This window comes from Staphylococcus taiwanensis, assembly GCA_020544305.1.
Lineage (GTDB): Bacteria > Bacillota > Bacilli > Staphylococcales > Staphylococcaceae > Staphylococcus > Staphylococcus taiwanensis.
This window is the reverse complement of record CP058667.1, coordinates 522,842-548,407: the sequence shown is the minus strand read 5'-3', so window position 1 is coordinate 548,407 and position 25,566 is coordinate 522,842. Positions and strand designations below refer to the sequence as shown.

The window sequence follows — 25,566 nt, the reverse complement described above, 5'->3', positions numbered from 1 at the left end:
ACTAACTGGCCCCTTTTGATAAGTATTGCTCCGTTGTATTTTTCAATTCATTTTTCTCGAAATTATCAAGGCCTTCGTTCGCTTTCGCAAACGTTACCATCAATAGAATAACAATGATAATGAGCGTTGTTACGATACCTACCCAATGCTTCTTAATATTCAAAGTGATACCCTCCATTCTCCTTTTTCAGGTGAATTGATTTATCTTTAATATTATTGTAATAGCGCTGTGCTTCCATCTTGCTCATGTTGTCTTTCGTAATTTTTCCATCAGCAGAACGTACGGGTGTAATGCTGAATTGATTGTGTTTACCATTCCAATCGTGTTGCACTACCATTCCTTTTTGGTTTTTAGATAAGAAGGAATCTGATGTTAGATTACCTAAACTATAAAAGATGCTTGCGTTTTTATATTTTTCAACTTTTTGAACAACTGAGTTATGACCTATGATGACATCTGCACCAGAATTAACTAAAGCATGTGCATATTCACGTTGACGATCTGTTACATTTCGTTCATTAGGTATACCCCAGTCAACATTAACCACGACTAAATCATTATTCTTTTTCAAGTTCTTAATTAGCGGAACAAAGATATTAGGATCCAAACTAATTGACGTCGTATTCTTCAACGGATCTTCATAATTTGAGCCAACATCTGTAAATGATACATTGGCAATCTTTTTACCCTTCACTTCTTGTTGAACAGTCTTACTGTTAATCGGGTTAGAGCCGTTACCAGTCATAAAGTTGTAATCCGTTTGCGCCTCAACTTGTTTACTCAAATCTTGAGCTTGTACATTATCAATCGTGTTATTAATTAAATTCACACTCTTGATATTTTGTTTCTTTAAGAACATGATATTCTCAATATTCTTTTTGATATTATCTTTTGGATTTTTTGAAAAGTGACTTACCAATAGCGATGCTGTTGAAAAATCGCTATGTTGAAGTGGTTCTTTTAAACTCGCAAACACATCATTTAAGTCCATTTGACGTATATGTTTATTGAGTGTGACATTACCTAAATATGTACTACGGATATTATCGTTACCAGAACTTGGCATTGCCGCTACTGGTTCAACCTTTACAGCACGTATGGCAAATACTAGAAGTACAAGTGCAACAATGAGTACGATTAATGTATAAATAAAATTTCGACGTTTATGTCGCTTAGATTGCTTGAGTAACCATTCGCTCGCTGTTAACCGTTTTTTCTTTTTCATTATTCTGCGCTCCTTGCTCGCGATTAATTAATAAAGCTATATAAGAATAAGATGACATATGTAATACAAGTTAATAACATTGTTGTTGATAACGTAATCACGACACCTTGTTTTTGAATTGTATTTGCGATGATACCAGGAATAACAACCCCGATTCCGGATACTTCTACCATTTCAAAAGGAGTTAGAGGATATATTAAGTCGAAGATAAATTTAAGTACCATACCTGTTAATATCATCGCCGCAAATTTTCGTCTACCGTATAAAATAACCCATCTACTTACACCATATGTAACAATGAAAAATGTTAAACAACTAATAACTAATACTGATAACAACATAATGGGTTGATCGAAAATAAGTGCTAAATAACCCGGTACAACGAGTCCTGCTGGATTAATCCCAAATTTCTCTGCAAAGATTAAACTTAATACAATGCCGACAAATAGGGAGAAGTATAATTCTGAACCTATCATTTTATTCTATCCCTTCTATGAATTCTGCGATTCTACCACCTGGACCATGAATGTTACCTACACAGAAAATAAGCGCATTTTGTGATTCTCTAATAATGGCTTTTTCTATTTCTGGGAATTCACGGTTTTCAAAATTTAGATACTTTTTCTCAGGCAAATGTTGCATTAAATCAGTGACCATTTGCGTACTTTTTCCAGTACAAATTAAAGTATCGAAATCTACTTCATCGATAAAGTTATCGACGAATTGGCGTGTTCTATCCACTCTGTCTGAACGACAATTTAGAATGACCACCTTTTTAGTGTATGGATAATTATATGATTCAACTTTATTTAAGATTGCTTTTGTCGATTGTGGTTCATTGGCTGCAAAAGCATTAACAAATACATTTCGCGTGTTATTTGCATTGAAGTACTTAATTTCAACTGCACCAGGGTCTGGCGGTGCATTCAACATACCTCGTAACGCAGTATCTTTATCTACGCCAACTGCTTCAGCAACCCCCAAGGCAATCGCTACATTATCTGGGAAGACGAGGTAAGGAAACTTTCGTAAATACGATTCAGGAACTTCATCTTTATCTACAACAATTAATTCTGTTTTACGTTTTTTTGCTTCTTTCGCGAAGAATTGTGTGAAGTCATCTTTCATAACGACTAACTTTCCTTTATAAGGAATAGTTGCTGTGAAAGCTTGCGCAATATCTTGTAGTGTGGGGCCGAGCACATCCATATGGTCTTCCATCACATTGACAATAACGCCGATATTCGCTCTTACTAAATCATTTTGGAATGTAATTTGGTAATCAGGGTTAACCGCCATACATTCATTAACTAAGGAATCCGCTTTTTGTTTGACGACTTTTCTTACGATGTCACGTTGTTCTCCAATATTGGCACCTTGTGGTTTACGTACAACGGGATACTCTTTATCAGTAAACCAATACAACATACGTGCATCTGTTCCTGTCGTCTTACCAATAACATGATAATGATCTTCTCTTAACACACTGTATATCATTCTTGTTATCGTCGATTTTCCTCTAATACCATTAATATTGATTCTTAAAGGAATTTTATTAAGTCGATTTGTATGGCGTTTTTTCTCTTTGACCCCTAACCATAAAATCAATGCGATACAAATTATTATGAGAATCACAATATAGTCCCTCTCTTTGATAGTTTTGTATTAAGTTGTATGAATATATTTCTAATTGAATATGTATAATGAAGATTTAGCAACATATTAATATAGAAGATATTAAAAATAGTTAGTTTCTAATTATGATGCTCATAAAAACTAACCATTTCTTCTAACTAAATGTATGCTATCATTTCCTTATTTAGTCAGTTTTAACAATGTAAATATTATGTAAAATATTATTAACAGACGTTAAAAATTTTAGATTTTATAAATAAATATGATTAAAACTAAAGAGAAATTTCAAAATTATTTTGAGAAACTTAATAATTAATTAGACTTTGCAGATAAATAATGAAATATTTACTTCCTATTTACACTATCTTAAAAATCAGATGTTACTTTATAAGTAAATTAAGGTACAACTTTAGGAGGATATTGATGGATAAAACGATGGCTAAACCGGTTAAAATCGCAGTTGGCATTTATCTAGCAATAGTATTATTAGCTTGTTCAAGTTATTTAGTGTTCATTCTTGTAGGTAGTTTACAAGGTAATGATATGAGTAATTCAGTTTTAGACACTGATCATCAACATATTAATAGCGTAACTAAAGATTCTAATGAGAATGTAAACGACATGAAATTAAACAAAGCTTCTGCAGCTACTTCTGAAGTCGCTAAGAAAGAACATAACACGACACATTCAAATACAATTTCAAATTCTAAACATAACGAAGCAGATGCAAGCTCATCCGAATGATGAGATATCGCATCTGCTTTATTTAATATATTTTGCATATTTAATTTGAAATTGTTTAGGTGTTAAGTTGTATTTACGTTTAAAACTCTGAATAAAGTAACTCGTCGTAGAGAAACCACAATTCATCGCGACCTCTGTCACATTGCTATGTACATACATTAATTGTTTCGCACTTTGCTCGAGACGATGATTCTGTAAAAAATTAAACGGTGTATCCCCTACAAAACGTTTAAATAATTTAATCGTTTCCGCTTCACTCATATGAATGATATGACTAAGATCGCATAGTTTAATCTTCGATGAATAATGACTTTGTAAATATTCAATACATTGTTTCACCCTAGGATCAAAGAAATAATGATTGATTTCCTTATATTTTTGGAAAATTAACAATAGTTTATTTAGACATTGATAAAATTCACTAAGTATTTCAAGTTGATAGTATCCTTCTTGTGCTATGTATATACGTCCAACCTTTTCAATGCTATTCAATAAATGATTATCCTCTTCCACATCACGTATTAATTTAATGAAAGGAATGGTTTGTGCTTGCTCTATGATATGACTTACATACGTAAAATTAATATATTCAGTAACATTAGGTAAGCCAATATTCCAACAATAAAATTTTGAATTTTCCACTATTTCATGGATTTCATGCACAACATTAGAATTGATAAATAAACCTTCCCCTTGCTTAATTTCTAATTCATTATCTGCAATTTTAACTTGAACGATACCATCAGTTACGTACATAAATTGTAATGCGTAATGCCAATGCAGCGGAATATAGCCTAGTACCGTTTCATTTAAAGTTGTATGTAATATAACATGAGGCCATCGACGATCAGGGTAGTTAATTTTCTCTTCTAAATCTTCTGAGAGCATCATTTTCGAAATCATTAAACCACCTCAATATTTTGATATTTTTACTCATTATTTGAGTATTATCAACTTTAATAACATTATATTATGAGATTTATAGTAAAACAATCGTGTTATGGAGGTGTATCATATGAATCAAACGCATCACAGATTAAAAGGTGTCCTTTTCGCAATTATTGGTGCGACACTATGGGGATTAGGAGGAACCGTATCAGATTTGCTATTTAATCAGCGTCATATTAATGTTGATTGGTATGTAACTGCACGATTATTAGTAAGTGGTATTTTTTTATTATCACTTTATAAAATACTTCACCCTAAACGTTCAATATTTATAGTATTTACTAATTTAAAAACGATTATCAGTTTACTTATTTATAGTTTAATCGGAATGTTGTTCGTTCAATATGCGTATATGGCTTCGATTGCAACTGGTAATGTTGCGGTAGCAACGCTCTTACAATATATTGCCCCAGTTTATATTATTATTTGGTTCGTTATACGAGGGCTTGATGTCTTTCGACCATTTGATGTGTTTGCAATTGCAATGACATTAATAGGTACTTTCTTGTTATTAACGAATGGCTCAATCTCTCATTTAGTTGTTTCACCCGTTAGTCTTATGTGGGGCATTATTGCAGGATTGGCACTCGCTTTCTATACCATTTATGCTACTGGTTTACTTGAAAAGTTCCCTTCCATTTTAATCGTAGGATGGGCCATGATTATTTCAGGTTTAGCCATGAACTTTAAACATCCTATATGGGATATTTCATTCGGTGATATGACTATATCTACAATCATTTATTTATTATTCGGTATTATTGCAGGTACAGCGTTTGCCTTCTATTTATTTATTGATAGTTTAAAATACCTTTCTCCAAAGGAAACAACATTACTTGGTACGATAGAACCAGTTATTGCAGTTATCACAAGTGCCTTATGGTTAGGTGTAACGTTTAAAACTGGTCAGGTAATTGGTATCGTATTAATACTCATTTTAATTCTGATACTATCCTTAAAAAAACAGCCTGAAGAAATCTAAAAAGGGCAAGGGAGTGGGACAGAATGCTTTTTAAATTCGTCGTCCACTCCCAACTTGCTTTGCTTGTAGAATTTCTTAGTGAAATTCTCTTTGTTGGGGCCCCGCCCGCAAGGATGACTAGAACTGAGAAAAGCTTGATTTAAGTGCCTTCTCAGTTCAGTCAGCTACTGCGAATTTGCGAAATAACATTAATATATTATTTGTGTCCCAGGCTCTTGCTCCCATTTACTTTACTTGTAAAATCAGTTTTTAAAATATTTTATATCCCTACCACAAGGATGACTTGAATTGTGAATTACTTAAAATTAGCTATTTCTCAATTCAGTCAGCTATTGCTCATTTCCCTCTGACATAATCTTCTTAATTTGTGCAAAGAACTTATGTCTTTCAGGTAATGGGAAGATAGGATAAATATGGAATAAGTTATACCCTGGAATAAAGTCATGTTCAATACCTTTATCATTGAGCATATTAGATAAACGTAACGCGTCAGGATAAAGTGTTTCTTTCGTACCAATAAAAATGGATATACGTCCTAGACCTTCTAAGTCACCATTGATAGGCGAAATTTTATAATCTTCAACTGGTAAATGACCTGCCCATAATTTAATGAAGTATTTACTACCATCTATCCCTAACATTGGATCAATTTTTTCATAGTCTCTCGCATCTGGATTACTAAATGTTGCATCTAACACTGGGGATAACATTACAATGTGACCAGGTTGTTGAAACTCAGTTTCTTGTTTTAAATATTCAGCAAAAGATAAAGCGATTTGACCACCAGCTGAATCACCCATAATCGTGAGTTGCTGTGGATGATCAACTTGAGCTAGATTCTTTTCATAGATACGTGTTAGCAATTCAAATGTTGTACGGTAGTCACGATGAGGCACTTTAGGATATATTGGCATAACGATTTTCGCATCAAGTTGACCTGCTAATTCATCAACGAAATTAAAGTGGTCATCTAATGGATCTTGGAACCAAGCGCCACCATGAATGTATAATATAACGCGTTGTAGGCGATCTCGTTTATCATTAATGACATAGGTCAATGAGCCATTCCAACTTTTTGTTCTCACATCATGTTGGAATTCGTAACTTGTACCGCCGTATTTGCCTGCCGTAACTTCTTTCATTTCTTCCAACGCTTTCTTAGCATCTTCGACATTTTCAAATGTCTTTTTCATTCCTGACATACGGATATATTTTTCAGTCAACACACTTTTATAACTTCTTTTTTCTTTCACTTTAACGAATGCTAGTGATCCTAATAGCGCTGACGTAGCAACAGTTAATAATCTTTTTTTCATAATTTCCATGACCTCCTATACACTTATTTATTATAAACCCTATCATCATATTATTTTAGTAAATCACACTACAAACTGACGTATTCCCAGACATTTTCTTTTTTTGCTCAAAATGATATTCTTATACTAAATTATCAGAATTTTCAATCTGAAAATGAAAGTAGGTTATGAATCATGACACAGAATAAAATTGTACTGATTGGTAGTGGTTATGTGGGCTCTGCTTTCGCACATGCCATTGTAGCGAGAGGTTTAGTAGATGAACTTGCAATCATTGATATTGACGAAGATAAAGCAAAAGCGGATGTGTGGGATTTGAATCATGCTACCCCTTTTAGTGATAACTTTGTCGACGTTCATGTAGGAACTTATGCCGATTGTGCTGATGCGGATATTGTGGTGATATGTGCTAGTGCGAAATTAGCTAAAGGTGAAACACGTCTTAAATTACTTGAAGATAATGTCAATATCTTTGTACCGATGATTCAACAAGTTATTGATAACGGCTTTGACGGTTATTTTGTGTTGCCTTCAAACCCAGTTGATATTATGAGTTATGTCGTCAAACAGGTATCTCATTTTCCTAAAAACAAAGTCATTGGTTCAGGAACATCACTCGATACTGCCCGCTTCGAGTTCTTCTTAAGTCGTACCTTTGATGTGGCACCTCATCATGTATATGCGCCTGTGATTGGCGAACATGGTGATTCTCAAGTTCAAGTTTGGTCACATGCACAAATCGCAGGAGAACCTGTGTTGGATTTATTGAGCAATGATACGGATATTGCGACATTTAAGCAATCGATTTCAACTCAAACGACACAAGTTGGTTATGATATTTATGTTCGAAAAGGCACAACCAATTTTGGCATCTCATTAAGTTTAGTTCGCATCGTAGAAGCAATCCTTTTCAATAAGAATGTTATTATGAATGTTTCAAGTTATGTCGAAGGCGAATATGGACTGAGCGATTTATATATCGGTACGCCTACAATTATTAACGGAAATGGTGCTGATCGTATTATTGAATTAACCCTATCAGAAACAGAATTATCTCAATTACAACAATCAGGTGAGGTCATCGCAGACTATCAACAACGTGCAGATAACCTTATTAATACTATAATGAATCGCATATAAGCGAATAGGAAGTGGGACAACGAATTTAAAAAGAATTCTGTCCCACTTCCTTTTCCACTACTATAAACTATCATGCATTCGTTTCAATTGGCGCTCGAAGTTTTGCATATCAATAAAGCGACCTTGACGATGCATTTCTTTACCATTCATAAAAATTAAATCTACTGGTACAGTGAAGATTGATAACGCTCCAGCAATTTCTTCTACTTCTGATTGATTAATTACACCTAGTGGCGCATGTGGATAGTCTTTTAAAATATCTTCAATTTGTGGTAAAACGGCATGACATACTGAACAGTTATCTCGCATCACATGAATCACAGCTAAATCATGCGTTTGAATAAATTGATAAAATTGACTCATACTTGTAAGTTGTTCTGCCATATCCGCTCACCTTTACTTTCATTTATTTTAATAAATCTTGAAAGACTTCAGGCATCTTTGTGATGCGTTGTCTTTCTAAGTCAAAGAAACCGCCAGTTTGATAACCAATACAATGGACTTTATCTCCTGAAGCAATCTCGAATTTGAATACCCATTTCATACGACTACCTTGCACATACCAACATCTACCAACTGGTTTATCATGAATTGTAATCGGCACTTTATATTCGATTTCTGTCTTCATTAATATTGGAGAAAGATGTTGTTTCATCATTTCAGAAAATGTCATATATTTGTTAATAAAAATGGTACGTAAATCTTCAAACCAACGTACATAAACAATATTACTTACAATTCCCATTGCATCTATATCATAATTATTGACTTCAATTTCTCTTTCAGCTACTAGTAAACCTTCTTCTGACATCATGTTAAGCTCCTTTAAGTTACTATATAGCTCTATTTTACGCCGATTGAATGTATTTTTCATCTACTTTAACTGTGTAGCCATTTTAGCTGTACCCTATCATTCTAACAATAATATATGTCAATTTTATTATATATTATTTTAATTAAATACAAACAAATATAGACATGATATACTTATTGTGAAAATATTCACATATATTGGAGGATAATGCTCATGAAAGCCTATATCTATGAAAAGCCCGGCGTAGCCAAACTTATCGACAAGGACAAACCAGTCGTTACTGAGAGTACAGATGCCATTATTAGAATGGTTAAAACGACTATTTGTGGTACCGACCTACACATCATTAAAGGTGATACGCCGGAAGTACCTGCCAACACAACACTTGGTCACGAAGGTATTGGTATCGTTGAGTCCGTTGGCTCTAATGTTAATAATTTCAAAGTTGGGGATAAAGTCATTGTCTCTTGTATATCATCATGTGGTAAATGTTATTACTGTAAGAAAGGTATCTACGCACATTGTGAAAATGATGGTGGCTGGATTTTAGGTCATTTAATTGACGGTACACAAGCAGAATATGTTAAAGTACCTTTCGCAGATAACTCTTTATATCATGCACCGGAATCTTTGCCAGACGAAGCATTAGTTATGCTTTCTGACATTTTACCAACTGGCTATGAAATTGGTGTCTTGAAAGGTAAAGTGAAACCAGGTAGTACTGTTGCGATTGTTGGTGCAGGCCCAGTTGGTTTAGCTGCATTATTAACAGCACAATTCTATTCACCTTCTAAAATTATTATGCTTGATTTAGATGATAACCGTTTGGCAACTGCGAAAGAATTAGGTGCTACACATACAATTAATTCAACTCATGCTGAAGACGCTGTCGCCCAAGTTAAATCATTAAATCATCGTGGTGTAGACGTAGCCATTGAAGCTGTTGGTATTCCACAAACGTTTGATTTATGTCAAAAGTTAATTGGCATCGATGGCACAATTGCTAACGTGGGTGTCCATGGTTTACCTGTTCAATTCGATATTGATAAATTATGGATTAAAAATATTAATGTCACAACAGGTTTAGTTTCAGCCAATACGACCGAAGAATTATTAGAAGCTTTGAAAAGTAAAATTATTCAACCAGAACAATTGGTTACACACTATAGCAAGTTAAGCGATATTGAACATGCCTATGATTTATTCAGAAATGCTACAGATCATAAAGCAATTAAATTACTTATAGAGAATGATGTAACACAATAATTCATAATCATCATTTTATATTATCAATTTTTATAAGACCTTTAGCCATTCTAAGCTTTTATCTCAAAATGCGTAGTCAATGGTTAAAGGTCTTTTTTACATGGAATATAACTAAAAATATCAGAATTATCAAAATTTAATCTCGTTTTTATTTAAATTGGTGTTAAAATAGATTTATTCAACTTTTCGAGAGGAGTGATGCGCATTGTTCTCTTACTTGCTTTTTATTACTACCATGTCATTCACACCTGGACCTAATACCATCATGGCAATGTCTGAAGGTCAACGTAAAGGCTTCATAAGAGCTTTACCTTTTAATTTAGGTGTGTTCATAGGTATTTTATTTACACTAGCAATTGCTTTATTATTTTCAGAACCATTAAAACATAATCATAGCTTTATTATCATTATGAAGATTATCGGTACGATTTATTTATTATATCTTGCGTATCATGTATTGATTTCAAAGCCAGATAGCGCAAAAGAGGCTTTAGATCGCCCTGTACTCAAAGGTATATTGATTCAAGCTACGAATGTTAAAGCAATGTTATATTTTTTAACTGGCTTAACAACGTTCACTTTACCTGATACTTGGAATTCTACTTTTGTACGCTCGGTTTTACTCATTGTTATTGGTATTGCAGGCGCAATCGTATGGAGCCTTTTAGGACAAATGATGAATCGAATCTATCAACAACATTATAAAATCATTAATGTAGTTATCACAGTTTTATTACTTTATAGTGCTATAGAACTTTGGTAGTTCATTTTCCCGATAAAAATAAACCTCCTGTCATTACTACTGACAAGAGGTTTATTTTAATATTATTTAATTTTCATAATTGCTTTTCCTGGATCTACGGATTCAACATCTTCAACTGTTAATGTTTTATCGCCCAAGTTAGTAATAATGATTGGTGTAACTGTGCTTGGCGCATGTTCTTTAAGGTAAGCTAGGTTAATCTTCATTAATGGTTGCCCTTGTGTTACAGGCTCATCTGCATTAACTAAACTTTCGAAACCTTCACCGTTTAATTTCACTGTATCAATACCGATATGGATAAGAACTTCCACACCAGTTTCAGATTCCAATCCAATCGCATGCTTAGTTGGGAAGATTGTCTTAACTGTACCATCGAATGGTGCCACGATTTCGCCTTTTTCTGGAACAAACCCTACACCGTCACCCATCATTTTTTCAGAGAATACTTTGTCTGGTACTTCTGATAATGGAATGATGTGACCTGTACCTGGTGCATAGATTTCTGTTTCTTTTACATCTTCTAAGTGAACTGGCTCATCAGATACTTCTTCAGTAACTGTTGTTTCACTAGGTTTCGTGATTTCACCTTTCATGATTAATGACATGTCATGTTTAATTTGGTCAGATTTAGGACCAAAGATTGCTTGCATGTTATTACCCACTTCAAGCACACCTGAAGCACCTAATGCTTTTAATCCTTGAACGTCTACTTTAGATTTGTCATTCACTTCAACACGTAAACGTGTGATACACGCATCTAAATGTTTAATATTCTCTTTACCACCCATTGCATCTAATACGTCAAATGGTAATCTCGCCACACTTGAGTTACGAATTTCTTGTTCTTCATCTTCACGACCAGGCGTTTTAAGATTGAATTTTCTAATTGCAAAATCAAATAAGAAGTAATAAACAACTGCATAAACTAATCCAACCGGAATAACTAATAATGCATGTGTACGATCCCAGTTCAATAAACCATAAAGGATATAATCGATAAATCCTCCTGAGAATGTCATACCAATCTTAACATCGAGTAAGTGCATGATTAAGAATGATGATCCTGCTAAAAATACATGAATAACATATAATAACGGTGCTACGAATAAGAATGAGAATTCTAATGGTTCTGTAATACCTGTTAAGAATGATGTTAAAGCAGCTGATAACATTAATCCACCGACTACTTTTTTACGTTCTGGGCGAGCGTTTTTATAAATCGCAAATGCTGCTGCTGGTAAACCAAACATCATGAATGGATATTTACCTGTAGTGAATGCACCAGCTGTAAACGGTACACCGTCTTTTAATTGTGCCATCCAGATACGTTGGTCACCACGAACGAGTTCTCCTGCATGGTTTGTATAATGACCAAATTCGAACCAGAACGGTGCATAGAAAATATGATGTAAACCAAATGGAATTAATGAACGTTCAATAATACCAAAGATAAATGTTGTTAACGTTAAGTTTTTATTCAATAAGAAGTTAGATAAGCCATTTAAACCATCTTGAATCGGAGGCCAAATAAAACATAATGCGATACCAGTGATAATCGCAACTAATGATGTCACAATTGGCACGAAACGTTTACCGGCAAAGAACCCTAAGAATGGCGGTAATGTAATATTGTAGTACTTGTTATAACACCAAGCAGCAAGTGCCCCCATGATGATACCACCGAACACACCTGTTTGAAGTGTTGGAATACCTAAGATTAAGGCATATGCTGGTAATTTATTCGCTTGACTGAGTTCTTTAGCGCCATTAGCATAACTATAAATATCATCGATTGTGATATGCATAATTTGTCCCATAGTGGCATTCATGATTAAGTAACCTACTAAAGCTGCTAGTGCGGCAACACCGTCACCACCGGCTAATCCAAGTGCTGTACCAACTGCAAATAAGAGTGGCAAGTTATCAAAAATAATTTGTCCAGCCGCTTCCATAACAGATGAAATCATGACGAAAGCATCCATTTTTAGCCAAGGTGCAAGTTTAACTAATTGTTCATTGTGCATAGCATTACCGAATGCTAATAAGATACCGGCAGCTGGTAAAATAGCAACTGGTAACATTAAAGCTTTACCAATACGTTGCAATTGACCGAAAAATTTCTTAAACATAATTCTTTTTCCCTTCATGTTAGATTGAACTTAATGGACAACAAAAAAGACATAAGCAAAACAGAGAAAAGTACGTTCAAGGTCATCATCGTAGGCATTTCTATACTGAAATACAGAAATACATAGGATGATTCCTAGTCTACTTTCAAGAATACACGTCGTTTTAGATAGTTAGATAAAGTATGTGTAGATATACTAATCCTTCAAGTGTGTATTCTAATTAAGATATTAAAGTATCTTAATCTCTTATTTTTGCTTATGCCTAATTTAATAGTAACACGCAGTTCTTTTTTCAATTCCATATTATTATATATATTTAGTAAAACGTTTTCAATACTTTTTTTGTTACAAATTGCTATTATTTCGAAAATAATATGCATAGCAATAAAAATTTTATTTGATATCAAAAAACTGCCAACAAAGTCTTAAACTTTGTCGGCAGTTTTCAAATATTCGATATATTATAAGAAACGTTTAGCAGCAACTGAAATTGGTGGAATTTCGTCGAAGTCTAATTTTTTATCTTCAGTAATTGATCTGTAAGCCCATTTACCATAGTTAATTGCTTCTTCATTAACAATTTTACCTGGTAATGGCGCAGCGTTTGGATCAACATGTACATCAACGATTGTTGGTACATTTTCATTTAATGCAGCTTCTACAACTTCATCGATACGGCTAGGGTCTTTTAAGACATAACCTTTACCACCTGCAGCTTCAGCGAATTTAGCATGGTCCATATCAGAGAAATCAATGGCATATTCTAATTCACCAGCAGCTTGTTGTTCATATTTAATGAATGATAATTGTTTGTTATTCATAACAAAGATTGTCATTGGTAAATCATATTGAACAGCAGTTGCAAAGTCTTGCATTACCATTTGGAATGCACCGTCACCACTAATTGAAATCGCTTGACGTTTAGGGAAAGCAATTTTAGAAGCAATCACTCCTGGTAAACCGCAACCCATTGTACCTAACCATGAAGAAATAATAAATTTATTATTTACAGATAGGTTTAGATAACGTGTAGACCAAACTGTTGATGTACCAACATCGATTGAGAATACCGCATCATCGTTACTATATTTACTGATTGCTTTCATTAAGCGTTCTGGGCGGATTGGTGTGCTTTCTTGGTTCATGTCTTGTTCCATCCATTTATCCCATACAGCTTTACGTTCTAACGTTTTGTCTAAGAATGCACGTTGTGGTACGTGTTTAATGCTTTCAGTTAATTGATGGAAAGCTACTTTAGCATCACCAACAACACCAACATTTACACTGAAACGATGACCAATTACATCTGGGTTAGTGTCAATTTGGATTGCTTTAATATTTTTCTTAGGTAGGTAGTCAACATATGGATAGTTTGTACCTGCCATGATTAATAAGTCAGCATCTTGGATTGTTTGATAAGATGTTTTAGTACCAATTTTACCTAAGTTACCAATACTATATGGATGGTCATCAGGTAAGATTGTTTTAGCTGGTAACGTATGAATGACTGGAATTTTTGCTGCTTCAATAAATTCACGTAATTCATCTTTAGCGTTTTGTGCACCAACACCAATAATCATAACTGGTTTTTTACTTTTATCGATTAATTTAGCTGCTTTTTTAATACTACGTAATGTTGGAGATGGTGCTTTTGGTTTAGTAGTATCAACTGCACGGTGTGTAGTGTCTTTGATTTTTTGAGTTAATAAATCATTTGGACAAACAACAACAGCTACGCCGCGTTTTTCATAAGCAGTACGAATTGCTTCGTTTACAACTTCAAATACATTGTCGCCTTTTTGAATTTGATGATTGAATACAGAAACATCTGAAACCATGTCAGTAATGTTTGTTTCTTGGAATGCTTTAGTTCCTAATAAAGTGCTGTTAGTTTGACCAGCTAAAATTAATTGTGGAACGCGATCCATTTTAGCATCATACATACCATTTAATAAGTGGACAATACCAGGACCACCAATACTTAATGCAACCCCAATTTTACCTGTCATTTTAGTATATGAAGCAGCTGCTAAACTTGCTACTTCTTCGTGACGTACGTGATAGAATTTGAATGAATCTCTAACTGTACGTAAACTATCTACTACTGCATCGATTGAGTCACCTGGAATACCATATAAGTGATCAATGTCCCACGCTTCTAACGCTTTAACTAATGCTTCATTTGCTTTAATCTTCGCCATTATTACAATAGCTCCTTTCATATCTTAAACGAGTACTTAATACATATTCCCTTAGTAGAATAAAATAATCATGATTGGAATGAGTATCGAACTGATTACAGCCGTTAAAATCATTCCTATTGAACTGAATGCGCCAGACTCGATGTCGTGTTCTAACGCTTTGGCTGTACCGAAAGCGTGTGATGCATTACCGTAAGTTAACCCTCTGGCAATTGAAGTCTTGAAGTTACCAACTTTTAATAACATTGAACCCATCATACTACCAATTAAACCAGTAGTAATAATGAATAATACTGTAATGGTATCTGTACCTCCCAATTCTTGAGATACTTCAATACCTACAGCAGCTGTTATTGAACGGGGTAAGATAGTTACAATCGTTTCTTCATCGTAACCCAATAACTTTAACGAGGTAAACACTAACACAAAATTAAGTATCACGCCAGCCAACACGCTTGAAAAAATGATACTTAAATTGTCGATGATTTTATGTCGATTCTTATATAGTGGATAAGCCAAACATACAACGGTAGCATTTAATAGATGATTAATCCATTTACCACCGGTCATATAGTCGTGGTAGTTCTGATTGGTTAATAATAATATGATAATAATTCCTACTGAACCGATTAATGCTGGATTCAAAAAAGGATTATCATATTTTTGTTGGAGTCTTTTGGCAATTAGGTACATGATGACGGTTAACAATATCATTAATGTAGCTTGTAGCAAGTTCATATTATTGATTACCTTTCTTTACGTCAGGTTGTTTAACCATCTTTTCAGCAATATAACCTGAGACAAGTGCTACACAACTTGTACCAACAATTATTAGAAGGAAGAATATGATATAACTTCGTGTGATATTAGAAACAATATCCATAATACCTACGACGGATGGAATAAAGAAGAAGACCATGGTTGCGAGTAAGAACTCTGCGCCTTCAGATATCCAATCCATTCGTATGATTTTAAATTCTAATAGGAGATAAAGTAACATCATCCCCACTATACTTCCAGCTAACGGTATGTGCAGCAACGTTTGTAAAAAACTACCTATATAACTGATGACTATGATAATGGCTATTTGAACAATGATTTTGGCAACTAATAATGCTTTTTTCAAGATGACTGACCCTCCACTAAAATATGTCGAAATTGTTACAATGAAATTTAAACCTATATTCAAAATTCTAATTTAAAATGGTTTAATAGAAAAATATCCATTTTAAATGCCACCTATAGTTTTTTTCTATGTAATCGCTTAACATATTATCGTGGATAGCATGAATTCATTTATTTTCGCAAAAATTTTATAACAAAAAGCACTTCAAAGTATCCATAATAAATGGTTACTTTAAAGTGCTTATATTATATGCGCTATACCTTAATCATATTTTAGGCGTTCGCTCATGAAATTAATCCATTTTGATGTTGCATGACTTAATAATTTGTCTTTTTTCCATACTGCGCCTAATTCCCAACTCATACCTGTATCTTCAATCTTGATACTTTTAATATTCTCTTTCAGCATATTAGCGATATGTTCTGGCAAGATACTCACACCTAAATGTGCAAGTAATAAATATTCTATGAAGTTCCATTGTGAAACATTTGAAACTGTATTTGGAATAAAGCCAGCATTTTTAGCAGCTGCGATGATTTTATCATTAAGATAGAAATCTTCATTAAAGAGTATGAAGTCTTCATTTTTCAGTTCAGCCATAGTCACTGATTCGCGTGTAGCAAGTTCATGTTCCTCACTAACAACTAATCTTAAATCTTCACTGTATAGTGAGAGATAATCAAAGATATTCTCGTCAATTGGAATCGTGGTAATACCGATATCAATTTGATCATTAATGAGACGTGTTTCAATCGATTTACCGCCACTTTCATTTAAACTATATGTAACATTTGGATAAAGTTTATGGAACTCTCCAAGGATATAGATAAATTGTTGCATATCCATTACTGCTGACATTCCAATATTAATATGTCCAGTTTCTAATCCTAATAAGCCATTGATTTCAAACGGAATATTATCATATAGTGCGATAATTTCTTCACATTTCTTGTAAAAGACTTTACCAGCGTCCGTTAATACAAGATAACGCTTTTGACGATCAAACAAGGACATATTGAGTTCATTCTCAATGTCTTTAATCGCCTTACTAATCGTTGGCTGTGCTATATATAAAGATTTTGACGCATTTGTCATACCACCTTGATTAACTACTTCCATAAAATATTTCATATGTTTGATATCCAAATGCTCACCTTCTCTACTTATCGTTATACCTATATTATACATGGGAGTTGCTCATAATTCATAATGAATTCGTTATAATCCCAACTTACTTTATTTGTAAATTTCTAAGTTGAATTCACTTTATTGACGGACCACTCACTTTCACTAGCTAAAAGATAACTTAGGCTGAAATATCTTGATATAAATGAAAAAGGAATTTAAAAACGGGAACAGTTTAGCACGTGAATCCGAATTAAAATTCCTTTTAAATGTATAATTACAAAAATTCAATATTTTAATATAAACTATTCAAGCTATATGTTTCTATCGCAAAAAATGTTATAATCACATAGGCTCAATTTGATTAAAGAGGTGAGGCATTGAGCTTTTATGAATTTATGCAAAATTTTGTTGGTGATGACACACCATTAGGTGAATTGGTAAATTGGATTAATCAAGATAGCAATTTCCCTAGAACAGTGAAGAGCCAAATAGAAATATTGTCATATTTTCGAAATAATCCATGCCCAGAAAACATACCCGTGACGATCGTTAAAAGAGCATTGGCTGTTTTTAACCAATTCACAAATGTATGATTTCTAATTATGTAATTATACATCATGGACGTATCATCTCACCGGGAGTGCCTTTATGGCACTCTTTTTTTATTAGGCATCAAACATTCTTTCAGTATTACCGCGACGAGATATCAATACTTACATTTTGTCATAAAAATTGAAACAAAATTATTTTCCTCTCAATTTTCATAACTTCAACTCTCATACCCTTTTTATTTAGTAAAATTCACATTTTGAAAAATTAATTACAAAATTTATAGTTATATTTCATGTATATTACATTTACTTGTATAATTGATTTCTTATATTGTATTAAACATTTTTACCGTATATGATGAATACAGTTTTTAATTCTTTTATATTTTGAGGAGAACAAATGAAAATTAAAAAATTGATTTCACGTCTTTTATTAGCTACTGGCATTATGTTCGCAGGGACTTTCGCATATCAAAATATTGAACACACAAACGTATCTCACGCTGCTTCATATAACTATTACACGAAAGGTCAATGTACTTGGTGGGCATATCAACGTCGTGCTCAATTAGGTAAACCTGTATCAAATAGATGGGGTAACGCTAAATATTGGTATTACAATGCACAACGCTCTGGTTACAGAACTGGTCATACACCTAAACGCTACGCAGTTATGCAATCTACTGCAGGTTATTATGGTCATGTTGCTGTTGTTGAACGTGTTTATGGTAATGGAAGCATTTTAGTTTCAGAATATAACTACAATAGACCAAATGCATACGGCACTCGCTACCTAAGTAAAGCAGCCGCAAGTAGTTATAATTATATTTATTAATTTTAAATTTATTTCCTTTTGCATATAGAGAATAAGCCACTGATTATGTTTAAAGTACTTCGTATCGGTACTTTGGTCATAATGAGTGGCTTATTTATATATCATTTTAAGTTTCTATTTACCGCTTAAACTGTATAAAAAAGTAAGCAGCTGACCATTTATCATGATCATTCTGCTTACGCCTTTACATTATTTATTACGTAATTCTTCTAAAATACGTTGTGCTGTTGCAGTATTGGCTTTTGGTTCTTGTTTTAGCGCATCAGCTACCTGTGCGATTTCATCGCCTTGAGCACCTACAACGATAGCCAATGATTTATATTGTAAGCTCATATGGCCTTTTTGAATACCTTCAGAAACTAACGCTCTACATGCTGAAAAGTTCTGAGCTAATCCTACTGCTGCAACAACTTGGCCAAGTTCTTGTGCAGATGCTACATTTAACAATTCAAGTGATGCTTTTGCGATAGGCAATACTTTCGTTCCACCACCAACAATTGCTAATGTCATTGGCACTTCAATCGTACCAATGAGGCGACCACGTGCTTTGTCATACTCCCAAGTTGCTATACCTCTATACTGACCATCGCGACTCGCATATGCATGTGCACTTGCTTCAGCACCACGCGTATCATTACCTGTTGCCAACACGACTGCGTGTATACCATTCATCACACCTTTATTATGTGTCGCTGCTCGGTGAATATCGACTTGTGCAAGTACTGACGCACGTTCCATTCTTTGTGCTACTTCTTCACCGGTACGTTCACCTTTATTTAAATCTTGAATATCTATTTCACCTTGAACGCTCACGACAGATGCAGTGGCATGATTTGATAAGATACTCATTAAGACATCACGGTCTGGGAATTCATTTTTCAAATGCGCAGTTATTGCCTCTAAAATTGTATTAAGCATATTGGCGCCCATCGCATCTTTCGTGTCGACATATACTTTCAGTGATAATAAATAACTTTCAGGGAAAGTATCAATCTTAATACGACGATAACCACCCCCACGTTCAATAATAGATGGATATGCTTCTGCAGCAATCTGCTTAATTTGTGGTTCAATTGCTTGAATCGCTTGCGCTAAATCATCTGTGTCATGTACACCGTCAAAGACAATTTGACCAATCATTAAACGTTCGCTTTTAATTGTCTTGAATCCACCTGTATGATTTACAAGTTTAGCACCATAACTGGCTGCAGCTACTACAGACGGTTCTTCAACCATCATAGGTACTACGTATTCCTTATCATCAACAATAATCTTTGGTAACAAGCCTACTGGAAATGTACCTTGTCCAATCACATTCTCTATTAAACTGTTTGCCACTTCTTCATTAATCATAGGATGATTTAACAATACATCATAATTGTCATCTGTTAGCCATCCATAATCAACAAGTTGCTTTAATTTATCTTCACGAGTTAAATGTCGAAATGATTTGTCCAAACTTTTCATCTTCTATTCCCCTTTATCAATCATTAAAGCGATACCAAGGCCACCGCCAATACAAGCTGTGGCAATACCCGTTTGTTTGTGCTCTTGCTCAAGCGCATTAACTAATGTTGTTACTAGACGTGCACCACTTGCACCAATCGGATGTCCTAATGCAATGGCACCACCATAGATATTTAATTTCTCATCTGGAATATGTAGATTATCTTTAACTGGAATACTTTGTGCAGCAAAGGCTTCGGTCATTTCGACAATATCAACATCATCAATCTTGCTATCTGTTTTTTCGAGTAACTTTTCAACAGCATAGAATGGTGCGTAACCCATATATTGAGGATCACAACCAACTTCAGCATAATCACCTACGATACCTAAGATATCGAAGCCATGCGCTTTAGCATATGTTTCTTCCATTAAGATAAGTGCTGATGAACCGTCATTAATACTTGATGCATTACCACCAGTTACCGTACCATCTTCTTTAAAAATCGTCTTTAATGTCGCAAGTTTTTCAACACTGCTATTCGGACGTACGCCTTCGTCAGAAGTCATTTCTTCGCCTTCAGCATCAGTCATTCCAATAATTTCATTACTAAATTTACCGTCTTGTGTTGCTTTCGCTGCTTTCACTTGTGAGTTATTAGCAAATTCATCTTGCATTTCACGTGTGATATGATATTTTTCAGCGATATTCTCTGCTGTCACACCCATTGGTACATAATGGAACGCATCTGTTAAACCATCATTCATGAAACTTTCAACAGGTTCTTGTCCCTCTTTTAAAATTAATTGCGGTGCATTTGTCATACTTTCAACCCCACCGACTGCAACTACATCAGCTTCGCCTAATTGAATCAATTGTTTACCGAGAATAATGGCTTTAAGACCTGAACCACACACTTCATTAATGGTCATCGCAGGCGTCGTATCAGGTACACCGGATTTGATTGCAATTTGTCGTGCTGGATTTTGACCTACACCACTTTGTAATACATTACCAAAGATAACTTGTTGAATTATATTTGGATCAATATTTGCCGCTTCAATTGCGCCTTTTAATGCAGTTGTACCAAGTTCAACTGCTGAATAATCTCTTAGTTTCCCTTTATATCTGCCGATTGGCGTTCTTTTTGCACTTACAATAGCAATTTTTTTCATTCTATATCTCCTTGTATGTAGTTTATATATAATTGTAATTTAGTTATTTAATTTGGTAAAATAACTATTAATATGATTATTAATAATAGCCGATAGAAGGTCTCTAACACTCAATGTTATGTCCTGCATAATCACGTATTTTATTATTTTATAATATTAAATAACATGAGTTATTGCATTTAAACACTTTGAATGAAAACGCTTTCTATTAGTCAGCATTGTAACTGAAAATGTCCTAAATAGCTACTATTAATATGACTTATAAAATTCATTTACGAAAGGATGTTGTGCCCTTGACTATAGGTATCGATAAAATTAACTTTTACGTCCCTAAATACTATGTAGACATGGCAAAGCTTGCAGAAGCACGCCAAGTTGATCCAAATAAATTCTTAATAGGTATTGGTCAAACCCAAATGGCGGTTAGTCCCGTATCACAAGATATAGTATCTATGGGGGCTAATGCTGCTAAAGATATTATAACAGATGATGATAAAAAACATATTGGAATGGTCATTGTAGCAACTGAATCTGCGATAGATAATGCTAAAGCAGCTGCAGTTCAAATTCATAATTTACTAGGCATTCAACCATTTGCACGTTGTTTTGAAATGAAAGAAGCATGTTACGCAGCAACACCTGCCATTCAACTTGCGAAAGATTATCTTGAGAAACGCCCTGAAGAAAAAGTATTAGTCATCGCTAGCGATACTGCACGTTATGGTATTCAATCTGGTGGCGAACCAACCCAAGGCGCTGGTGCCGTTGCTATGGTTATTGCACATAATCCAGGTATCTTAGCATTAAATGATGATGCCGTTGCTTATACAGAAGATGTCTATGACTTCTGGAGACCAACAGGCCATAAATATCCTTTAGTAGCTGGTGCGTTATCTAAAGATGCATATATTAAATCATTCCAAGAAAGTTGGAACGAATATGCACGTCGTGAAGGCAAATCATTATCTGACTTTGCATCACTATGCTTCCATGTGCCATTTACTAAGATGGGTAAAAAAGCTTTAGACTCAATCATTAATGACGCTGATGAAACGACACAAGAACGTTTAATTTCTGGCTATGAAGATGCTGTATACTATAACCGTTATGTAGGAAACATTTATACTGGTTCTTTATATTTAAGTTTAATTTCTTTACTTGAAAATAGAGACCTACAAAGCGGACAAACAATCGGTTTATTTAGTTATGGTTCTGGTTCAGTTGGTGAGTTCTTTAGTGCTACATTAGTAGACAGCTATGAACAACACCTTGATAAAGAAGGTCATAAAGCATTATTAAATCATCGCCAAGAAGTATCAGTAGAAGAATACGAATCATATTTCAAACGCTTTGATGATTTAGCATTCGACCATGATACTGAAAAAACAGAAGACGATAAAGACATTTTCTATTTAGAAAGTATCGATGAGGACATTAGACAATATCATCGTCCTGAATAATACTTTTAAAATTTTAATTTGAAATAGACAAAGTGGTACAGAAATCAATTTAAATTTCTGTACCACTTTTTTATTATTATTTAAGGTTTCGTCGAATGTGATGGTCTATATAATGAATCCATATCCACTTGTTCAAGTTCGAGCAGTTTTATTTTATTGTTAATTGTACCACCATATCCTGTTAAACTACCGTCTTTACCGACAACGCGATGACATGGAATAATAATGGAGATTGGATTACTTCCCACAGCACCACCTACTGCTTGTGCAGACATTTTCGGCTTATTTAAACGTTTACCAACTTCTTTCGCAATGTCACCATATGTTTTTAAGTCTCCATACTCTATAGATTGTAAGATATCCCACACGTGTCGTTGGAATTCGGTTCCTTTAGGTTCAAGCTTGAAATCAATAGTAGGATTATTTCCTGAGAAATAGTTATCTAACCATTGCGTTACTTGCTCAAATACTGGTAAATCTGACTTAGTAGGATGACTTAATTCTGAACTATCATACTTATACAGTAAGTGTGTAACCGACTTGCCATCACTTATGATTTCCAAATTTTGTACGGGTGATTGATAAAGCATTGAATATGACATCGTATTCCCCCTTTTAATATGCATTATGAAGAAGTTTTATCCAAAAGTACAACGGGAAATATAAAGAATATAATGAATTACCTTGGGAGGGCTATATATGGCTGGTATTAATAAAGACGACGTGGATTTACACTTTAATACAAATAAATTTAATGATGATGATCACGCTAAGCAAATTTCATTTTTCTACAAAGCTTTATATCAAATCAATGACATTGTATTGGGTATCATCTTCTTAGTAGGCAGTTTCTTTTTCTTTAGCGACAGTACCATGGTCGCAGGAACGGTTCTATTTGTGATCGGTAGTTTACAAATGACAGCTAGACCTGTGATTTCATTTATCCATGATTTAAAACTATCTAAGTATTATAAACAAAAATATCGCGAATTATCGAAAGAAATTAACTCTAAATAATATTAAGCCAGATTAGGCAATAATCAATTGTCTTAGTCTGGCTTTAATTATTAGAACCATTTTTTCTTTTTGAAAAGCAATACAAGTGATAGTACTACAATAATAGAAATAGCTATAAAGACAAAATAACTATAATGCCAATTGAGTTCCGGCATATACGAGAAGTTCATTCCATACCATCCTGTTAAAAATGATAAAGGAAAGAATATGGATGAAATAATCGTTAAGACATTCATCACGCCATTTATTCTATTAGAACGATATGATTCATTGTTATCTTTAATATCATCGGTAATTTGTTCGCATGCGATCAGTGTATCTTTTTGTCTATCTAAACGACTATGAATATGCTGAATTAATATTTTTATATGATTAGCACTATCTTGAAAGTCATAGTTTTCAAAGTCTTCTAACATTTCTTCCATTGGTATTAACACACGTTTAAGCTTAATAATTTGTGATCGTATATCGTACACATCTTGCATCATCTTCTTGTTATTAACAGAATCGACATTTTTATTTTCAAAAGAAAAGACTGTATCTTCTACAGTATTTACATATTTGAAGTAACTACTTGTAATTTCATCAAGTAATTGTACAGCTAGTTCGTCAGCTGTAGCATATAGCGTGCCATTATGAATATCATGTTCCATCCTATGAATTTCATCTATCACATCTTCATGAATCGTTATCAGTTTATTCTTCTGCACTGTAATACTAATAGGCTTAGCACTAAAGTTTGCATCATCAATAGCATGTAAGACTAGATATTTTTCACTTTGATGATGATTAACATTAAATTTGGGACGTGAAATAGTATATACAGATTCTTTAATTCTATGACTTGTAATTTTAAATTGCTCAACAAGGATTTGGCGCTCACGTTCCGTAGGTTGTGTGAAATCATACCAAATGAGTTTTGATGTATTAGGTACTTGATTCACATCTTGTGTTTTTTGAAAATAATTCTCTTCATTCAAATAGCGTATGGTTAGTGACACAATCGTTTCACCTCATTTCTTTTAAATATGATTAATTATCATATTCCCTTAATCTTCATAGTCACACAATAATCCTGTCAGTAATTTCTTTTTTTTGAAAATTAACACGCAAAAAACTCCACCAAAGTTGTCATATTTATCGTCAACTTGATGGAGCCATTTAAACTAAAGCCATTACTTTAAATTAGTATGCTTAAAAATTATACAATTCATAGCCTTTGTCTTTTGCATATTCTATCGCTAAAATTTCAAGTACATTAATAAATGCTGGTTCATCTTTAACATTTACATATTGAAATTTTAATTTATAGTCTTCAGCAGTAATTGATTTGATATCTTCTTCGCTAACGCCTTTTTTCTGAGCTAAGGCTTTTTTGAATTTAGTAGTCCCTACACCAGATTTTAAATTATATTGACCCAATTTATTAAATAAGTCTTTTGTAATAGGTTGATAACCTGTAGAATAACCACCTGTTTGACCTACAAAAATAGGTTTTTTGTTATCAAAGATGACATATACGCCATATTTATCTTGAACTTTCTCACGGTCCTTTTTGCTAAATGATAAAGCATTGTCTTTATCATATTTAAATAATTTTTTTAATTGCTTTTTATTGTCTTCCTTAATTTGATCTAATTGTTTGCTACCTTTCATAACTTTC

General features: G+C 33.7%; 27 protein-coding genes. 9 read left to right on the top strand and 18 right to left on the bottom strand.

Annotated features, from left to right (window positions below):
• Position 1: 1 nt before the first annotated feature.
• The 4 genes from HYI43_02495 to pgsB are packed head-to-tail and all read right to left on the bottom strand — an operon-like array spanning position 2 to position 2,861.
• Positions 2-163 carry a hypothetical protein gene (locus tag HYI43_02495; protein ID UDI77471.1) on the bottom strand — a complete coding sequence of 54 codons (162 nt, stop codon included), beginning with the start codon at positions 161-163 and terminating at the stop codon, positions 2-4.
• Positions 153-1,226, bottom strand: a complete 1,074-nt coding sequence (locus HYI43_02490) for a CapA family protein (GenBank protein ID UDI77470.1) — start codon at positions 1,224-1,226, stop codon at positions 153-155. The genes HYI43_02495 and HYI43_02490 overlap by 11 nt, the downstream gene beginning before the upstream one ends.
• A gap of 23 nt (positions 1,227-1,249) precedes the next feature.
• Positions 1,250-1,702 carry a poly-gamma-glutamate biosynthesis protein PgsC gene (gene pgsC, locus HYI43_02485; protein ID UDI77469.1) on the bottom strand — a complete coding sequence of 151 codons (453 nt, stop codon included), beginning with the start codon at positions 1,700-1,702 and terminating at the stop codon, positions 1,250-1,252.
• Position 1,703: 1 nt separating this feature from the next.
• The gene (pgsB, locus tag HYI43_02480) at positions 1,704-2,861 is read right to left on the bottom strand and encodes a poly-gamma-glutamate synthase PgsB (GenBank protein ID UDI77468.1); all 1,158 of its coding nucleotides are present in this window, start codon (positions 2,859-2,861) and stop codon (positions 1,704-1,706) included.
• A gap of 423 nt (positions 2,862-3,284) precedes the next feature.
• Between pgsB and HYI43_02475 the strand changes: the two genes are divergently transcribed.
• Entirely contained in the window at positions 3,285-3,605 is a 321-nt protein-coding gene (locus HYI43_02475) for a hypothetical protein (GenBank protein ID UDI77467.1), read from the top strand.
• Between the two features lie 18 nt (positions 3,606-3,623).
• Here HYI43_02475 and HYI43_02470 read toward each other — a convergent pair whose 3' ends face one another.
• Positions 3,624-4,508 (bottom strand): helix-turn-helix transcriptional regulator, encoded by an 885-nt coding sequence (locus HYI43_02470; protein UDI77466.1) that lies wholly within the window; start codon positions 4,506-4,508, stop codon positions 3,624-3,626.
• Positions 4,509-4,620: 112 nt separating this feature from the next.
• Here HYI43_02470 and HYI43_02465 point away from each other — a divergent pair, with 112 nt between their 5' ends.
• The gene (locus HYI43_02465; protein UDI77465.1) at positions 4,621-5,535 is read left to right on the top strand and encodes an EamA family transporter; all 915 of its coding nucleotides are present in this window, start codon (positions 4,621-4,623) and stop codon (positions 5,533-5,535) included.
• 329 nt (positions 5,536-5,864) lie between these two features.
• Here the strand turns inward: HYI43_02465 and HYI43_02460 are convergent, their stop codons facing one another.
• Complete coding sequence (locus HYI43_02460; protein ID UDI77464.1) at positions 5,865-6,851, bottom strand: alpha/beta hydrolase; 987 nt, start codon at positions 6,849-6,851, stop codon at positions 5,865-5,867.
• 174 nt (positions 6,852-7,025) lie between these two features.
• Between HYI43_02460 and HYI43_02455 the strand changes: the two genes are divergently transcribed.
• Positions 7,026-7,991, top strand: a complete 966-nt coding sequence (locus HYI43_02455) for an L-lactate dehydrogenase (protein ID UDI77463.1) — start codon at positions 7,026-7,028, stop codon at positions 7,989-7,991.
• A 60-nt stretch (positions 7,992-8,051) separates the two neighbouring features.
• On the opposite strand, the gene HYI43_02450 is transcribed toward HYI43_02455, so the two are convergent.
• A complete protein-coding gene (locus HYI43_02450; protein ID UDI77462.1) occupies positions 8,052-8,375 on the bottom strand; it encodes a thioredoxin family protein in 324 nt (107 codons plus the stop codon).
• A 22-nt stretch (positions 8,376-8,397) separates the two neighbouring features.
• Complete coding sequence (locus HYI43_02445) at positions 8,398-8,802, bottom strand: acyl-CoA thioesterase (GenBank protein ID UDI77461.1); 405 nt, start codon at positions 8,800-8,802, stop codon at positions 8,398-8,400.
• Positions 8,803-9,018: 216 nt separating this feature from the next.
• Here HYI43_02445 and HYI43_02440 point away from each other — a divergent pair, with 216 nt between their 5' ends.
• Together HYI43_02440 and HYI43_02435 are read left to right on the top strand one after the other, a co-directional pair.
• Positions 9,019-10,071, top strand: coding sequence for a zinc-dependent alcohol dehydrogenase family protein (locus tag HYI43_02440; protein UDI77460.1), 1,053 nt, complete (start codon positions 9,019-9,021; stop codon positions 10,069-10,071).
• 235 nt (positions 10,072-10,306) lie between these two features.
• Positions 10,307-10,834, top strand: coding sequence for a LysE family transporter (locus HYI43_02435; GenBank protein UDI79256.1), 528 nt, complete (start codon positions 10,307-10,309; stop codon positions 10,832-10,834).
• A gap of 62 nt (positions 10,835-10,896) precedes the next feature.
• Here the strand turns inward: HYI43_02435 and HYI43_02430 are convergent, their stop codons facing one another.
• From HYI43_02430 to HYI43_02410, 5 genes are all read right to left on the bottom strand, one after another.
• A complete protein-coding gene (locus HYI43_02430) occupies positions 10,897-12,963 on the bottom strand; it encodes a PTS transporter subunit EIIC (protein UDI77459.1) in 2,067 nt (688 codons plus the stop codon).
• A gap of 461 nt (positions 12,964-13,424) precedes the next feature.
• Entirely contained in the window at positions 13,425-15,164 is a 1,740-nt protein-coding gene (locus HYI43_02425) for a pyruvate oxidase (protein UDI77458.1), read from the bottom strand.
• A 51-nt stretch (positions 15,165-15,215) separates the two neighbouring features.
• Positions 15,216-15,902, bottom strand: coding sequence for an LrgB family protein (locus HYI43_02420; protein ID UDI77457.1), 687 nt, complete (start codon positions 15,900-15,902; stop codon positions 15,216-15,218).
• Between the two features lies 1 nt (position 15,903).
• Positions 15,904-16,290: a CidA/LrgA family protein gene (locus tag HYI43_02415; GenBank protein ID UDI77456.1), complete on the bottom strand. Its 387-nt coding sequence runs from the start codon at positions 16,288-16,290 to the stop codon at positions 15,904-15,906.
• Between the two features lie 261 nt (positions 16,291-16,551).
• Positions 16,552-17,436, bottom strand: a complete 885-nt coding sequence (locus HYI43_02410; protein UDI77455.1) for a LysR family transcriptional regulator — start codon at positions 17,434-17,436, stop codon at positions 16,552-16,554.
• A 359-nt stretch (positions 17,437-17,795) separates the two neighbouring features.
• Here HYI43_02410 and HYI43_02405 point away from each other — a divergent pair, with 359 nt between their 5' ends.
• On the top strand, positions 17,796-18,011 hold the full coding sequence (locus tag HYI43_02405) for a sterile alpha motif-like domain-containing protein (GenBank protein ID UDI77454.1): 216 nt from the start codon (positions 17,796-17,798) through the stop codon (positions 18,009-18,011).
• A 358-nt stretch (positions 18,012-18,369) separates the two neighbouring features.
• Entirely contained in the window at positions 18,370-18,804 is a 435-nt protein-coding gene (locus HYI43_02400) for a CHAP domain-containing protein (protein UDI77453.1), read from the top strand.
• Positions 18,805-18,993: 189 nt separating this feature from the next.
• On the opposite strand, the gene HYI43_02395 is transcribed toward HYI43_02400, so the two are convergent.
• Together HYI43_02395 and HYI43_02390 are read right to left on the bottom strand one after the other, a co-directional pair.
• Positions 18,994-20,271, bottom strand: a complete 1,278-nt coding sequence (locus HYI43_02395; GenBank protein ID UDI77452.1) for a hydroxymethylglutaryl-CoA reductase, degradative — start codon at positions 20,269-20,271, stop codon at positions 18,994-18,996.
• A 3-nt stretch (positions 20,272-20,274) separates the two neighbouring features.
• Positions 20,275-21,426 carry a thiolase family protein gene (locus HYI43_02390; GenBank protein ID UDI77451.1) on the bottom strand — a complete coding sequence of 384 codons (1,152 nt, stop codon included), beginning with the start codon at positions 21,424-21,426 and terminating at the stop codon, positions 20,275-20,277.
• Positions 21,427-21,719: 293 nt separating this feature from the next.
• Here HYI43_02390 and HYI43_02385 point away from each other — a divergent pair, with 293 nt between their 5' ends.
• A complete protein-coding gene (locus tag HYI43_02385; GenBank protein ID UDI77450.1) occupies positions 21,720-22,886 on the top strand; it encodes a hydroxymethylglutaryl-CoA synthase in 1,167 nt (388 codons plus the stop codon).
• 80 nt (positions 22,887-22,966) lie between these two features.
• Here the strand turns inward: HYI43_02385 and HYI43_02380 are convergent, their stop codons facing one another.
• Complete coding sequence (locus tag HYI43_02380) at positions 22,967-23,488, bottom strand: methylated-DNA--[protein]-cysteine S-methyltransferase (protein UDI77449.1); 522 nt, start codon at positions 23,486-23,488, stop codon at positions 22,967-22,969.
• 97 nt (positions 23,489-23,585) lie between these two features.
• Between HYI43_02380 and HYI43_02375 the strand changes: the two genes are divergently transcribed.
• On the top strand, positions 23,586-23,903 hold the full coding sequence (locus HYI43_02375; GenBank protein ID UDI77448.1) for a YrhK family protein: 318 nt from the start codon (positions 23,586-23,588) through the stop codon (positions 23,901-23,903).
• Between the two features lie 50 nt (positions 23,904-23,953).
• On the opposite strand, the gene HYI43_02370 is transcribed toward HYI43_02375, so the two are convergent.
• Both HYI43_02370 and HYI43_02365 read right to left on the bottom strand, forming a co-directional pair.
• Positions 23,954-24,904, bottom strand: coding sequence for a magnesium transporter CorA (locus HYI43_02370; GenBank protein UDI77447.1), 951 nt, complete (start codon positions 24,902-24,904; stop codon positions 23,954-23,956).
• 193 nt (positions 24,905-25,097) lie between these two features.
• The gene (locus tag HYI43_02365; GenBank protein ID UDI77446.1) at positions 25,098-25,559 is read right to left on the bottom strand and encodes a hypothetical protein; all 462 of its coding nucleotides are present in this window, start codon (positions 25,557-25,559) and stop codon (positions 25,098-25,100) included.
• Between the last annotated feature and the right edge of the window lie 7 nt (positions 25,560-25,566).